Below are 14,339 nucleotides of genomic sequence, written 5' to 3' on the forward strand. Positions count from 1 at the left end.
TCGGTCATTCGACGGCCTCGCTGGGGATGCCGGCCGGGGCCGGGGAGGTGGGTGCGCCGCCCGGCCGGCGCACGGTCAGGGTCTCCAGGACGAGTTCGGCCACGTGGGAGCCGCGGCCGGAACGGGTGATCAGGTCGTCCTCGTCAGGAAGGGCCTCCTGCAGGTGGACCAGGTCCTCGGGGGAGGCGAACAGGTTCTCCAGCACGGCCAGCGCCAGAGGGCTGTCGAAGTCCACGTACTGCGGCTTGCCGCGGGTGGCCCGGGCCGCCGCACCCCGGCCGCCCGCGGCGCCGACGGTGACGTAGACCCGGGCGGGCACCCCGTGGGTGCGGCGCCAGCGCTGCCAGCCGAGGAACCATGCGTCGTCGGTCGTCCCCGGGGTGCGCAGCGGCAGCACCGAGACCGGGCCCTTCCAGGTGCGCCGGCTCAGCACCACGTCGCCGCAGCGGATCCGCGGCCGTACGGTCACCCCGTCACGGGCGGGGCCCTCCGGCACCCCGCCCCAGACGTCGAGCGGGATCATCCAGGTGGGGGAGAGCAGCAGCAGGGTCTGCGGGATCTCCGGGAGCATCTGCGGCGCCAGGTAGCCGAAGTACACCGGGACCACCTCCCGGTCCAGTCGCTTCGACCGCAGCACCAGGCGGTCGGCGACCGGATCGTGCTCCAGGCAGAGATCCTCCACGGGCAGCTGCCGGTCGGCCGGCGCCGAACTGGTCTCGCCGGTGCAGACGATCTCGTACTCGGCGAGCCGGCCGTGCAGGTTGAGGTTGGTGGTGGCGAAGCCCCCGGTCAGCTCGGCCAGCACCGCCCCGGCCGGCCGGGCCGTGGCCGCCGCGCTCCGCAGCAGGTCCGAGAGATCTCCGTCCGGGCCGGCCGCCGGACCGTCGAAGCAGTGGGTGAACCTGCTGAACGGGAAACTGAGCCCGCCGTACGACTGGTTGAGCACCAGGTGCGGGTCGTCCTCGCGGTGCACCGGCTGCACGAAGTGCGTCCGCGGGCTGAAGACGTGCGCCACCTCGCCGAGCCGGTCGGCCACCGCGGCGAGCGCCTCCTCGCCGAGCCGTACCTCCGCCTCGCCCCCGTGCTCCTGCCACAGCCGGCGCAGCTCACCGGTGAACGTCCGCCTGGCCTCGTCCAGCGCCGCGATCCCGGGCAGGTGCAGCCAGTCGGCCTCGGGCACGTACGCGCCCTCCGCGTCGAACGCCTTCCGGCGGTTGCTGACCGTCAGATACTGGTCGTAGAAGTCCTCACGGAAGTCGTGCACCAGCTTCAGCACGTCGTCGCACCGGGAGCCGGCGCCGTAGCGGGCCAGGAAGAAGCCCTTGAAGGTGATCCGGTGGGCGATCGTCCGGTCGAACGCCTGCAGCGCCCGCTCCAGCACACGCAGCGAACGGTGCGGCCCCGCCCCGTCCGCCGGTTCCTTCGGCAACCGGTGGGAGACGCTCCCGCCGCCGGCCCGTACGTCCTCGTACAGGATGGTCTGCGGCAGGGTCGCCGTCTCGTCGCCCAGCTCCCGCTGGATCGCCTGCAGGCCCGCGCGCAGCTCGGCCAGCAGGCGGCCGCGTTCGGCGGCGTCGGCCCCGGCGTAGCGGTCCAGGCAGGAGACCGGGCCGTCGAGGGCGTCGGCCAGCCGCCGCGCCCAGTCCCGGTCCAGTGCCCGCAGGGCGGCCTGGAAGTCCCGGGCCGGGTCGGGGCTGTGCACGTCGACCGACAGGCACGGCACCTGCACCATGCCCAGCTGCACCAGCGCCGACAGATAGCGCCCGGCCTCCTCGGGCTCGGCCCGCTGATCGCGGCAGAGCCAGTCGGAGATCTCCCCGTAACGGACCGACGGCCGCTCCCCGAACAACCGCTGCAGCCGGTCCAGGGTGCCGCTGCGGCGCAGGAAGAAGACCCGGTCGCGGGCGGTGTCCAGGGTCACCGCCGCCGTGTCGTCGCCCAGCATGACCGACCGGCGGACGTAGCGGATCCGGTCGTCGTCCTCGCCCCAGCCCGACGCCAGCCGGACCGGCAGGTCGCCCCGCCGCTCGGCGTCGGCCAGGATCAGGTCGGCGAGCCGGGACAGTGCCACCACGTTCAGCCGCGGATGGCTCGACCACTCGTCGGCGACCCGCACGACGTGCGCCTCCGCCGCCTCCGGTGCGGGCTCCGGCGTGAAGCGGCCCGCGGCCACCGCGGTGAAGGTGCTGAACGGGCTGGTCTTGCAGGCCATCCGGTACACGTAGGCGAGCAGCGACCGTTCGACCTTGCGCCGCCGCTTGTCCGGCGGCCGCGCCGGGTCGTGCCGCACGAAGGCGTCCAACTGCCCTGCCAGCACCGGCGAGGCCAGCTGCAGGCCCCTGCGCAGCCGCTCGTCGCCGGCCAGGCGGCGCAGCTCGGTGCGGGCCAGGACCAGGTCGGCGGCCAGCACCGCCGGGCCTCGCGCGCGCAGCTGAGCCAGAGCGGCGCGCTGCTCCTCCCATCGGACGACGTCGTCGGCCAGCCCGGCATGCGGAGCGGAGCGCAGCGCGGCGAGCACCGCCGGGTCGTCTGCCGGGCGGCCGTTGAAGACGTTTCTGCGCAGCCGGATCAGCCCGCGTCGCAGCCCGTCGTCGTCGACCTGTGCGACCAGCGGGTGCAGCCGGTCGCTGATCGCCGCGCCCCGCGAGCCCAGCCGCTCCTCCTCGGCCAGCACCTCCTCGGCCCAGCGGCTGCTGCCGGGGCAGCGCAGCCCCTGGACCGCCTCGATGGGCAGACCCGCGACCCGGAGCATGAACCGTTCCCTCAGGGACCACTCCTCTTCGGGGCCACCTCCGGGCCCTGCCGGCCGGGTGCCCGGCATCCGCTCGGCCGTCTCTGCGGTCACGGCACCGCCTCCTCTCCCCGCCCGCTCAGGCGATCTCGTAGCGGAAGTCGGCCGCCCCCGGCCGCTCGTGGCCGATGAGCATGATGATCAGCGGCGCCTCACCCTCCGGCAGCCCCAGCTCCTCGATGAACGACAGGTTGTCGAAGCCCAGGGCCACACCACCGGCCAGGCCCAGCGCGGCGGCGGTGGTGTAGTGGGTCTGGGCGATCGCGCCGACCGTGGCGTTCACCAGGCGGTAGCCGCGGTCCCCGACCGCGTCCAGCACCGCTGCCGTGCGCACGGTCGGCACCAGCACCGCGCCGGCCTGCTCCAGGTTGTAGTTGGCCAGGAAGTAGTTCTTCTGCAGGAACGCGCCGGGCGGGCCCGGCTTGACCAGCCGCAACTCCCGGCCGACAGGGTCGTACTCGTACGCCCCCGGCGCGATGCCCTCGACGTGGTTGACGAAGGCGTACAGCTTGGCCAGCCGGGCCTCGCCGTGACCCTCGGCGTCGCTGTGCGCCCCCGTCGCCGCGGTCGCCGCCAGCGCCGTGGACAACTCGGCCGCGCTCATCGGCCGCCCCGCCCGGAACCGCCCGAAGCTGCTGCGCCGCCGCCGCAGGACGTCACGGACCCCGGTGTCGAGCGGCGTCGGCGGCGGCAGCGGACACCGCTGCCCCGCCGGCTCGGCCGGGCGGGCGGCGGCGCCGTCCAACGCCTTCGGGGCCGGCCGGGCCGCGGCGCCCTCCAGGGTCGCCGCCTGGATGCGCCGCACCGTCTCGAAGGCGAGGACCCGGCGGGACCGCTCCCGGTCCCGGTGCCGGACCGCCGTGGGCAGGGTGCCGACCGCCGGCGCGGCCGCCCGCTCCGCCCGCCAGGGCAGCGGCACCACCGCGAACAGGCCTTCCTCCTCGGGGGAGAGCGCCAGCAGGCGGCCGAGCCGCTCCTCGTCGAACCACAGCGCCGGGGTGATCGGCAGGCCCCGGGCCACGGCCCAGATCCGCCAGGTCTGCAGCAGCGCGCCGACGTCCATGCTGACGGCGTGGTAGCAGAAGCTGTTGTACTTGAAGGCGTTCTGCCAGAACTTCACGCCCAGGACGAGGAAGTCGCCGACCCCCTCCGCCGCGGGCAGGCCGCCCAGGGCCTCCCGCACGTCCCCCGAGACGTCCCCGGCCGAAAGGCGGACCATGGCGTGCCGGGCGGTCGAGTAGTGGTACACCCCCGGCGTCATCGCGCCGCCCGCCCCGCACACCCAGTAGATGCTCACCGGGTACAGGCCGCCGCCGGAGGACGCCCCCCGGAACCAGTTGGCCCGCGGATAGAACGGCAGCTCGGCCAGGTCGGTGTTGGCGTGCACCGCCAGGCGGCGGCCGAGCTGGCCGTAGGAGTCCAGCAGCATGCCGGAGAGCAGCGGCAGCGTGAAGCGCCCCGCCGGGGCCTGCGTCGGATACAGGCCCTCCTGGACCGTGCCGTCCGGCGGCAGGCCGCCGTCCGGCAGCGGGAACGCCTCGGCCTCGGGGTAGAACTTGGCCTTGCGCGGGCGGTCCGACCAGTCGGGGGCGAAGTCGGCCGGCTCCATACGGACCCGGCCGCGCGCCAGGATGGCGGCCGCGTATTCATGAGCGAAACCCACGGGATGTCCTTGTCTGCGCGGTGCGGGGGAGCACGCTCGGCTGCGCGATGCGCCGGAGTGCACTCAGGGGAAGGGGTGCGGAGCGGGGTTGAGGTCTTCGGGCCGCAGGTCACGGTCCCGCAGGCCCGCCTCCCGCAGCGCGGTGCGCATGCGCGGCATCAGCAGGGCCCGCTGGCGTTCCCACCCGAAGTCGATCGGGATCAGGCCGGGCACGAACACCTTGACCGTGCACAGCCCCAGGTCGCGCTGCTCCGGCAGGGTCTGGTCGACCACCACGACGTCGAAGCCGGCGTCCGTGACCTCCGCCAGGCACCGTTCCAGGTCCTCGCGCAGATCACCCGAGCGCCGTGGGACCGCGGCGTACGTCTCGCCCATGGGCTGCCGTCGTGGGCGGGGCTCGCCCGGCTCACCGAGCAGGAAGGAGGCGTGCGCGGCCATCTGAGGCGTCCCGTAGACCAACGGGTGGTCGTGCAGCGTCCGCACCAGGTCGAAGTCGGCGGCCAGCGAGCGCAGCCGGGCCTCGTCCCGCCGGAACCTGCCCTGCAGGTTGACCGAGTCCGTGGCGATCTCGCACAGTCCGCCGCGCAGTGCCGCCTCCGGGTCGAGGCTCGCGCCCGCGCCGAAGCAGAGCGTGCCCGGCCCGCCGTCGGGCCTGATCGCCGCCGCCACCACGACGGGGATGCCGCGGAAGGTCACCCGGGCGTCGAAGAACCGTGCCTCGTAGCCGTACATCGCCAGCCGGTCGGTCATCTGGCGGGTGTGCGGGTCGGTGCTGCCGGCCGCGTCGATCTCCGGCAGCGCGGCCCGGCCGTACCAGGTGAGGAGGAAGGCGTCCCGTTCGACGACCTCCATCAGGCCGAAGTAGACGGCCTCCTCCAGACAGCCGCCCGAGGCGCAGCCGTTGGAGCTCTCCTGGACGAACCGGTTCTCCAGGCCCGGCGTGTGGTAGTACGCCATGATCTCCGGCACCAGCAGCGGACGCCGGTCGCGCAGCGACCACCCCCACACCCAGGGGATCTCCCGGTCCGCGGAGAACGGCACCACGTGGGGATTGGCCCGGTGGAAGTCCGCCGAGTACAGGCCGCACACCCGGGGGTCCAGCGCCTCGTCGCCCAGCGATTCCAGTGAGGCCACCACCCGGGGTGCCCTGGCCCGGCTCCGCATCCCGGCGAGCCGCTCCAGCCCCTCCAGCATGCCGATCCGGGTGCTCGTCGCGTAGCTGTCCGCGTGCCCGCCCCAGAAGGTCTCCCGCAGGTACTCCCCGGAGCGCATCGAGAAGGCGCCCAGGACCGCCGAGGTGGAGACGGACCCCAGGTCGTGCACCGTGGCGGAGCCCAGCGCCCCGCACACCGGGCCGGCCAGCGCCCCGGTCGGCAGGTCGTACTCCCCGATGCCGCGCACCCGGAAGGCGCCCGGCGCGTACTCGGGGGCACTGCGCAGCGCGATCTCGGCCAGCCGCCGGTCGTCCGGTTCGCTGCGCCCGCACACCGGGCACCCGGGGTCCGCGAGCAGTTGATGCCGGGTCACCCGCAGGGTCCGCAGGTCGACCATGTAGACATCGGCGACCGGCCCGCCGTCCGCGCCTCCGCCGCCGGTGTCCCCGCCGCCGGTGTCCCCACGGTCCGTGGACGTGCCCTCCCGGTGTGCCGCGGCCAGTGCGGACACCGCGGCTGCGGCGAACGCGGTGGCGTACGCGGGCGTCCCGGCCGCCGTGGTCCCCGAACCCAGCTCCAGCGCGTCCCGCAGCCAGCGGGGCCGGACCGACTGCCAGCGCCGCCCCAGGCAGAGCCGGCACGGCCGGGCCCGCCCGGTCGCGCCGCCCCTGGGCAGCGGGCCGACCAGCGCGTGGTGCCCGTACACCTGGACCGGCAGTTCCGTCCCGTCCTCCGGGGCGCCGGCCGCGGCCGCGTCCTTCGGAACGCCGACCGCCAACTCGTCCCGCAGACCCAGCGCCGAGACCGACACCCGCGGCGACTCCCAGCCGTGCCCGGCCAGTTCCTCGCGCAGCAGACCGGCCAGGGCGGCGGTGAACGCCCCCTGCGGCCCGGCCGCGACCTCAGTCGGCATCGGCACCGCCACCGGCGAGCAGCACCCTGACCACGCTCAGCCCGCCCGCCCGCAGGTCGGCCGAGCCGGTGCGGACGGCCAGGGCGTCCCGACCCGCCTCGCGCAGCCGCCTCAGCAGGTCCTCCCAGGTGGCGTCCGGCCGCGGCGCGTCCTCGGCGGTGACGGCGAGTGCCGCCGGCTCGAGGTCCGCGAGCAGCGGGTCGCCGGTGTCGACCGCACCGGCGCACTCCGGGTCCCGGCGCAGCTGCACCGAGCCCAGCAGGTCGCGGACGGCCACCGAAGCCGCCGCCCGCCGGCCCAGCGCGCCGCCCACCGACCAGGCCCAGCCGCCGCGCTCGGGGTCCTGCGCCCGGGCGAGCAGCACATGGGCGCCGGAGCGCCCGGCCTCGCCCAGGTCGAGCAGCTCCAGGTCGAGCCCCAGGTTGCGGGCGGAGGCGGCAAGGAAGGTCAGCTCCGCGTCGGCCGACAGCCGCTCCGGTGCCACCAGGGACACCGGGCCGGTACGCCGCAGGGCCCGCAGCAGGGAGTCGTACGCCAGCGCCGACAGCAGTCCGGCGGCTGCGGCCTCCGCCGGCGTGCCGCCGACCCCGGTGCCACCGCTGGTCGGCACGCACAGCCGCTCGGTGTTGTGCTCCCCGAAGGTGCGTACCGCCGCCGCGGGGACCAGTGCCTCCTCCTTGGTGAGCAGGGAGACCGCCACCGTCCAGTGGCCGACGCGGTCGGTGCCGGGCGCGGTGCCGCTGGCGGTGGACAGCGCCCCGGGCGCCACGGAGGGCAGCCGGTCGCGGGCCTCGGCCAGTGCGGCCCCGGTGAGCAGCCCGCGCGGCGGCACCACGTGCTCGGCGTAGACCGCGGCCGCGGTGTCCAGAGCCCGCAGCCGGGCCCCGGCGACCGTGTGGACGTCGAAGGCGGCGATCTCCCGCCGGACGGTGCCGCCCAGCGACAGGCTCAGCGAGCCGATCTTCAACGGGGTCTGGGTCCAGGGCTCGTCGGTGAACCGGCGGAACACCCCCGTAAAGGGCCGCACCAGGTCCATCCGGGCGTTCAGTCGCCCCACCAGCTCCTCGGCCTCGGCCTGGGCCTCGACCGGCTGCCCGGCCGCGGCCGCCCGTGGGGCCTCGGGCAGCTCCCGGGCGCCGTCCGGCCAGGGCTCCTCCGCGTCGGCGGCCGAGCAGTGGGGGCAGCACGGGTGGGGGAGCAGCGGTTCGGTGGTGGTGTCGAGGGAGTCCAGGTCCTGCAGGACCACCTGCCCCTCGGTCTCGGCCGGCAGCGCCCCGGTGACGAGCCGGAACACCTCGTACCCGAGCAGGTTGCCCAGCATGGCCGAGAGCGGCCGCCCGGGCCGGCGGGCGCCGCGTACGGGGGTGCCCAGGGCGACCGCGCTCCACAGGTCCGCGGCCGTGCCCGGGTCGCCGTTGGCGCCGAGCCGCAGCGCGGCGCAGTACCAGCAGCCGGTGGTGCCGGACGTCATGGCGGGGCCGACGACGGCGGAGTCACCGAAGACCGAGAACGGCAGCAGGGTCCTGCCCTCCGGGACGCCGGTCCGCAGCAGGTGCACCAGCTGCCGGGGCCCGGGCCCGCCGCCGGTCGTCACCACGACGTCGAAGCCCTCGAGGTCCGCCCACTCGAGCAGGCGTGCCTCGTCGGCGGTGCCGAGGACGGCGAGCTCCGCCGGGCAGTCCTGCCCGGTCAGCTCCGCGGCCTCGGCCCGCACCTCCGAGAGGGCGTTCTCCGGGGCGTCCAGGCCGGGTGACACACCGACGCGGGCGATGCCGTTGCGGATCAGGCTGAGGGCGCACCAGCGGGCCACGAGGTCCTCGCCGACCACCGCCACCCGGGTCCGCCTGAACCGCTCGAACCGCTCCTCGGCGCCGTCGATGTAGTGGTCGACGTAGGCGATCTGGGCGGCGAAGCGCCGGGCGACCGGCTCGGCCGGCGACTGAGCCGCCTCGTCGCGCACCGGGACGTCCCGGGCGAAGCCCCGCTCGTACAGGGCGCTCACCAGTCGGGTGACCATGGCCCGTTGGCTCTCGCCCAGGCTCGCGCAGACCTCGGCGACCCGGTGGTCGCCGGTGAGGAAGGGCACCATCAGGGCGGCGAACCGGTAGGCCGTCCGGCCCTCCAGATGGAATCCTCCGTCCGCGTTGTGGAACAGGACCCCCCGAGGGGTCTCGGTGAACAGTACGTCCCGACGGATCCGCGGCCGCGTCCGGGCGATCGCCTCGTAGGCTTCATCCATGTCAGCAACATCTCTGTAGAGGTGACGGCTTCATATGTCGAGGACCGGTCGGACCGGTACGGCCGAGGACCGGAAGGGCCCGACCCGGCAGCGGGCCGAGGCGTGTGAGCGTGTCGCGGGGTTCGGCCCCTTGGCGCCGTCCGGGTCAGCGGACGGCCGCGGCTGCCGACCGCGCCCCCATCTCCCGGGCGAACCGCTGTAACAGGTCGTGCATCAGGTAGGTGCCGGGCAGGCCGGCCTCCTCCACCAGCCCGGCGTCCACCAGCCGCTCCGTGACCTCCTCGGCCTCCGCGTCGGGCAGCCCCAGGGCGGCCGCCGCGTCGCCGGTCGAGAAGGGGCGGGGCACGGCGGCCGCGACCCGCAGGAACGCCTGGGCCGTGTCCGGGTCCAGCCGCTCCAACGCGCGGCCGAGCAGCCCGGCGACCGACATCTGCGGATCGTCCGCGATCGACAGCCGGCCGTACGGGTCCTGCCGAAGCCACGTCAGGCAGTCCTTGACCAGCAGTCGCGGCCGGGTGAGCAGCCTGGCCGCCGCGATGCGCAGGGCGATCGGGAAGTGCCCGCACAGGGCCGCCAGTCCACGCACCGCCTCGGGTTCCGCGGCCACCCGGTCGGGCCCCAGGGCGGTGGCCAGCAGCAGGACGGACTGCTCCTCGTCGAGCGCCTGCAGGCGGTGGACCCGGCCGCCGTGCGTGGCCACCAGGCCCGCCAGGCTCAGCCGGGTGGTGACGACGACAGCGCTGCCCGGACCCGCGTCGAGCAGCGGCCGGACCTGGTCGGCCGCCGTCACGTCGTCCAGGACGAGCAGCGTGCGGCCGCGCGGCACCAGGGCGGGGGAGGCCTGCGCCCCCCGGCCGGGGGTGTGCGTCAGGCAGCCGTCGGGGAAGTGGCCGCGGACCAGGTCGGCCACCTCCAGGGCCAGGGCGGTCTTGCCGACCCCCGGCGCCCCCGAGATCACCACCAGCGCCGTGCCGGACCGCTCCGCCGTGAGATGGGAGGCGATCTCCCGGCACTCGTCCCGGCCGGTGAAGCCGGAGACCGGGCCCGGCACCGGGGCGAACTCGGGCGCGGGCGCCGGGGGCGGCGTGAGGACCGCGGGCGACGGGGCGGCGCCATGACGGGACCCCCGCGGGTCCAGGTCCTCGCCGTGCAGGATGGCCCGTTCCAGCCTCTGCAGTGCGGGGCCGGGCACGACGCCCAGCTCCTCCCGCAGGTAGAGCTTGACCCGGCGGTACTCGGCCAGCGCCTCCATCTGGCGGCCGGTCCGGTACAGCGCCTCGATGAGCTGCTCCCAGAACCGCTCGTGCCCGGGATGCGCCCGAGTCGTCCGCCAGAGCTCGGAGATCACCTGCCGGCAGCGCCCGAGGGCGAGTTCCACGTCGTACAGCCACTCGGTGGCCCGCAGCCACTCCTCGTTGAGCCGCGGCGCCTCGTCGCGGTGCAGCACCTCGGAGGGGATGTTGGCGAGGACGGGTCCCTCCCACAGCGAGAGCGCCTCGCGCAGTGCGAGCAGCTCGTCCTGGGGGTCCGCGGCCGCGGCCGCGGACCGGAGCAGTTCCTCGAAACGTATGAGGTCGAGGGTCTCGGCGTCGGCGGCGATCCGGTATCCGCCGGGGACGGCCTCGATGGTGCTGTTGGCGATTCCATGGCCGGCGAAGATCCGCCGCAGTCGCAGAACGCAGGCGTGCAGGGCCGTCTTCGCGGATGCGGGCTGTTCCTCCCCCCACACGGCCCGCAGCAGGAATTCCGTGGAGACGACCGAGTTTGCATTCAGCAACAGGGCGGCGAGGAGGGTCGCGGGTTTGGACAGTTGGAGGACGACCGTTTCCACCCCGTCCGTGATACCCAGCGGTCCGAGAATTCTGAATCCCGTCGGCCCCGCCGACTCCGGCAGCGGCTCTTTCATCGCGTCGGTCTGTGCCTGTTCGTACCCATAGGAATTTCTCCCCCTGACGGAACCTTCATGGAGCGAATCGGGGTTTGCGAACCCCGCGGTGGTGCGTTCAGGGACGGCCGCAGGGCAGGCCCTCGGCGTCCGGCTGAGCCGCGGTGGTCCGGCGCGGCTTTGCCGACGGCACCTGACGGCGGTGGCGGCCCCGCGCTCGTGGCGACGGCACGGCGGGCGGGTGCGTGGGCACGAGTGAACCTCCCTGGGGCGTCATGGCCGGGCCGGTGCCGGGCGGTGGTCGTGTGCGGCGTGGCCTCGCGGCGGCACGCCGTGGGATTGCTGGGGTCCTGCCTTGTGCTGTGTGAGAGGTACGGCGTGTGAAAGATGCCAAACTCATGGTGTGGGCATGACATTAAAGGAAACCCGGTCCACCGAGGTGCGGCCGAGCGGATTGACGTTAACCCCCGTTCACGCCGAGCGGCAAGACGAAGAGAGAAGTTTTTGATGTTGCCTCAATCTTCTTATGCAGTGCGGAAATCCGGCACGATGAACCGCGGCTCCCCCGGGCGGACGCCTTCGCCTGCCGCCTCGGTCAGCCCTGATGCGAGCGCCCCACCGGCGGTCGTCGCCCGCGGTCCGCGCCGTCCGGGATGAGCTGCTCGGTCCAGATGCATTTGCCCGACTCGGTGTAGCGGATGCCCCAGCGACAGGAGAGGGCGGCGACGAGCTGCAGACCGCGGCCTCCCTCGTCGGTGGCGGCGGCGCGGCGGACGTGGGGGGTGGTCAGGCTGGAGTCGGAGACCTCGCAGATGAGGGTACGGCTGCGGAGCAGTCGCAGCTGGATGGGGCCCTTGGCGTGGCGGATGACGTTGCCGATGAGTTCGCTGGCCAGCAGTTCGGTGGTCATGGTGAGGTCGTCCAGGCCCCACCCGGCCAGCCGCTCGTGGATGAGCCGGCGCGCCTGGCCGGCGGCGACCGGGTCGTCGGGGAGGTCCCAGACGGCGATGTCGTCCGGCCTGAGGCGGTGCACCCGGGTCATCAGCAGGACCGCGTCGTCGGCCGGGCTGCCGTCGGGGAGCAGGGCGGCGGTGACCGAGTCGCTGAGAGCGTCCAGGTCCTCCCGCTCGCGTGAACAGGTGGTGGACAGGGCGCGGGCGAGGCGGCCCATGCCGAGATCGAGGTCCCGGTCGTTCCCTCCGATCAGGCCGTCGGTGTAGAGGACCAGCACACCGCCGTCGGTCAGGCGGCGGCTGGCGGTGGCGAACGGCGGGACGGCGGAACCGAGGGGCGGGTTGGGGGCCATGGGGAAGAAGGAGACGGTGCCGTCGGGAAGGACGGCGGCGGGCGGCGGGTGGCCCGCGTTGGCGTAGCAGAACTCTCCGGTGACGGGATCGTAGATGCCGTACAGGAAGGTGGCGAAGCGGTCGTTTCCCAGGTCGCCGACGATGTCGTTGAGGCGGGCCAGCAGGTCCTCGGGGGGCAGTTCGAGGTGGGCGAGGGTCCGGACCGCCGTACGCAGCCGTCCCATGGCGGCGGCTTCGGGCAGGCCGTGGCCCATGACGTCGCCGACGACGAGGGCGACCCGGTCCGCGGACAGCGGAATGATGTCGTACCAGTCGCCGCCGATCTCGGCACCCTGCCCGGCGGGCAGATAGCGGACGGCCGCGGTGACCGCGGGCAGCGAGGGCAGTTCCCGGGGAAGCAGACCGCGCTGGAGCTCGCGGGCGCGGGTGGTGGCCGAGTCGTACAGCCGGGCCCGTCCCAGGGCCTGGGCGACCAGGCCGCTCACGGCGTTGAGCAGCGTCTGGTCGTTCTTGTCGAAGCTGCGCGACCGGCTCCAGGAGAGGGTGAGGCCGCCGATGGGGTGGCCCGAGACGATCAGCGGCAGGAACGCCATGGTCTCGTGCGGCATACCGGCCGCGAAGTCGGACAGCTGCGGGTAGCGGGCGGTGAAGTCCTCCCGCGACGTGGTGAAGACCGGGGCACGGGTCTGGATCGCCTCTCCCACGGGGGTGGCGGCCGTCGGCGTGGCGGGCGCGGAGCCGTGGAGGCGCTCCAGGGGGGAGGGCGGAAAGCGCTTCAGGAACTCGGCTGGAAGACCGGCGGAGCCGACGACGCCGAGGCGGCCGTCCTCCACCGCGGTGATCAGCATTCCGGTGGCGTCGAAGAACGGCAGCGCGGTCTCGGCGACGGCGTTCACCACGTCCTGCGCGGTGACCGTCTCGGTGAGGGTCCGGGTGATCGCGGCGACGAAGGACGCCCGCTCGGTGGCGGCCCGGTCGGCCTCCTCACGCCGGTGCTTCTCCGTGACGTCGGTGATGTAGAGGGCGAGCCCGTCGGGGCCCGGGACGAGCCGCAGATGACTCCAGCGGCCGTCGGTCGGCAGCGGCGCATCGTGTTCGGCGGGCACGCCCGCGGCGGCGGCCCTGCGGCACCAGGCCGCCAGACCCGGCACCCCGCCCACGGCCGGCACCTCCCACAGGAACCGGCCCACCAGGCATCGCGCGGGGCCGAGCACACGCTCGGCCGCCGCGTTGACGAAACTGATCCGACCGTCGCCCCTGAGGGAGAGGAACCCGTCGCTCATGTGGAGCAGGGCGCGGCCCACCGACTCCAGCGAGGCGTGGGCTTCCGTGACGTTCCACGCGCAACCGGTCATGCGGGCCGGTTCCCCGCCCTCCCCGGAGATCGTGTGGCCGCGGCTGCGGATCCAGGAGTAGTCGCCGTCGGTGCCCCGCACCCGGTACTCGATGTCGAACAGGCTGCGGGCGCGGATGGTCCGGTCGGCCTCCGCCACCACCCAGGACACGTCGTCGGGGTGGATGTGGGCGGCCAGGGATTCGATCGTGCCGGCGAAATCTCCCCGGTCGATGCGCATGGCGTCGAGCAGAGGCCCGTCCACGACCATGTCCCCGCTGCGCAGGTCCCACTCCCAGTTCCCGCCGGCCGCGGACTCGGGCACCCTGTCCCGGCCGAGTGCCGACTCCTGCAGCATCGCGGGCGCCACGCCTTCCGGGCCGGGCGGGGCGAGCCGCAGCCTGCTCCCCGCCCACCGGGCCACCTCCTGCAGGAACGTCAGCTGTTCGGGGCCGGGTGCGCCGCTTCCCGGCACGAGGACGGACAGGGTGCCGAGGATGCCTTCCGGACCTGGAATCGGCACCGCCACCATCCCGGCGTCCGGTGGGACGCCGGTGACCTGGGTGACGGCGGGCGTGGGACGGCCGAACGCCTGCTCGGGCACGGTGACCGTGGGGGTGACGGCGGCCCTGCCCCGCCGTGCGGCCCGGGCGGGGGCCACCGAGCCGTCCTCGGAGATGTTCTCCCACAGGCGGGTGAACGCCGGGGGCAGGCCGCTGCTGGACACCAGCCGCAGCCCTTCGGTGATGTCCCGTACCCGTATGTGGGCCATGCCGCCCAGCGCTCCGACCTCGGCCGCCGCCTGCTGCAGGGCGTGCTGCAGCATCGGGGCGTCCCCCAGCTGGTCGTCCATGGCATCGAGCAGGCGCAGCCGGTCGGCCCGGACGCGATCGAGCCCGCCCCGGAGATCCCCCCGATGAGCGGCTTGCGCGGCCATGCTCGCGACTCCCGATCGGTCCTCTTCAGGCACGCCGAGCACCTCACCCGGCGATCAGGGATCCCGGCCGGTCAGTGATCACCGGGCATGTCTGGGACATACTTCACCATAACGTCG

General features: G+C 74.4%; 6 protein-coding genes. All 6 read right to left on the reverse strand.

Features of this window, described 5'->3' with window-relative positions:
- Positions 1-4: 4 nt before the first annotated feature.
- Entirely contained in the window at positions 5-2,821 is a 2,817-nt protein-coding gene (locus tag ACFYMU_RS22085) for a lantibiotic dehydratase (RefSeq protein ID WP_388375753.1), read from the reverse strand.
- 49 nt (positions 2,822-2,870) lie between these two features.
- Entirely contained in the window at positions 2,871-4,454 is a 1,584-nt protein-coding gene (locus ACFYMU_RS22090; RefSeq protein WP_388375649.1) for a nitroreductase family protein, read from the reverse strand.
- A gap of 63 nt (positions 4,455-4,517) precedes the next feature.
- The gene (locus tag ACFYMU_RS22095) at positions 4,518-6,521 is read right to left on the reverse strand and encodes a TOMM precursor leader peptide-binding protein (protein WP_388375652.1); all 2,004 of its coding nucleotides are present in this window, start codon (positions 6,519-6,521) and stop codon (positions 4,518-4,520) included.
- Positions 6,511-8,760 carry a TOMM precursor leader peptide-binding protein gene (locus ACFYMU_RS22100; RefSeq protein ID WP_388375654.1) on the reverse strand — a complete coding sequence of 750 codons (2,250 nt, stop codon included), beginning with the start codon at positions 8,758-8,760 and terminating at the stop codon, positions 6,511-6,513. The genes ACFYMU_RS22095 and ACFYMU_RS22100 overlap by 11 nt, the downstream gene beginning before the upstream one ends.
- 145 nt (positions 8,761-8,905) lie before the next feature.
- Positions 8,906-10,591 (reverse strand): BTAD domain-containing putative transcriptional regulator, encoded by a 1,686-nt coding sequence (locus tag ACFYMU_RS22105; protein WP_388375657.1) that lies wholly within the window; start codon positions 10,589-10,591, stop codon positions 8,906-8,908.
- 649 nt (positions 10,592-11,240) lie between these two features.
- On the reverse strand, positions 11,241-14,222 hold the full coding sequence (locus tag ACFYMU_RS22110) for a SpoIIE family protein phosphatase (protein WP_388375660.1): 2,982 nt from the start codon (positions 14,220-14,222) through the stop codon (positions 11,241-11,243).
- Positions 14,223-14,339: the final 117 nt, after the last annotated feature.

The sequence above is a fragment of the Streptomyces sp. NPDC007264 genome, assembly GCF_042869095.1.
Classification (GTDB): domain Bacteria; phylum Actinomycetota; class Actinomycetes; order Streptomycetales; family Streptomycetaceae; genus Streptomyces.

What these genes read in the sequence shown, in the direction of transcription:
- ACFYMU_RS22085 (WP_388375753.1), bottom strand. Translation starts at nt 2,821, where the DNA reads ATGCCGGGCACCCGGCCGGCAGGGCCCGGAGGTGGCCCCGAAGAGGAG.
- ACFYMU_RS22095 (WP_388375652.1), bottom strand. Translation starts at nt 6,521, where the DNA reads ATGCCGACTGAGGTCGCGGCCGGGCCGCAGGGGGCGTTCACCGCCGCC.
- ACFYMU_RS22100 (WP_388375654.1), bottom strand. Translation starts at nt 8,760, where the DNA reads ATGGATGAAGCCTACGAGGCGATCGCCCGGACGCGGCCGCGGATCCGT.
- ACFYMU_RS22110 (WP_388375660.1), bottom strand. Translation starts at nt 14,222, where the DNA reads ATGGCCGCGCAAGCCGCTCATCGGGGGGATCTCCGGGGCGGGCTCGAT.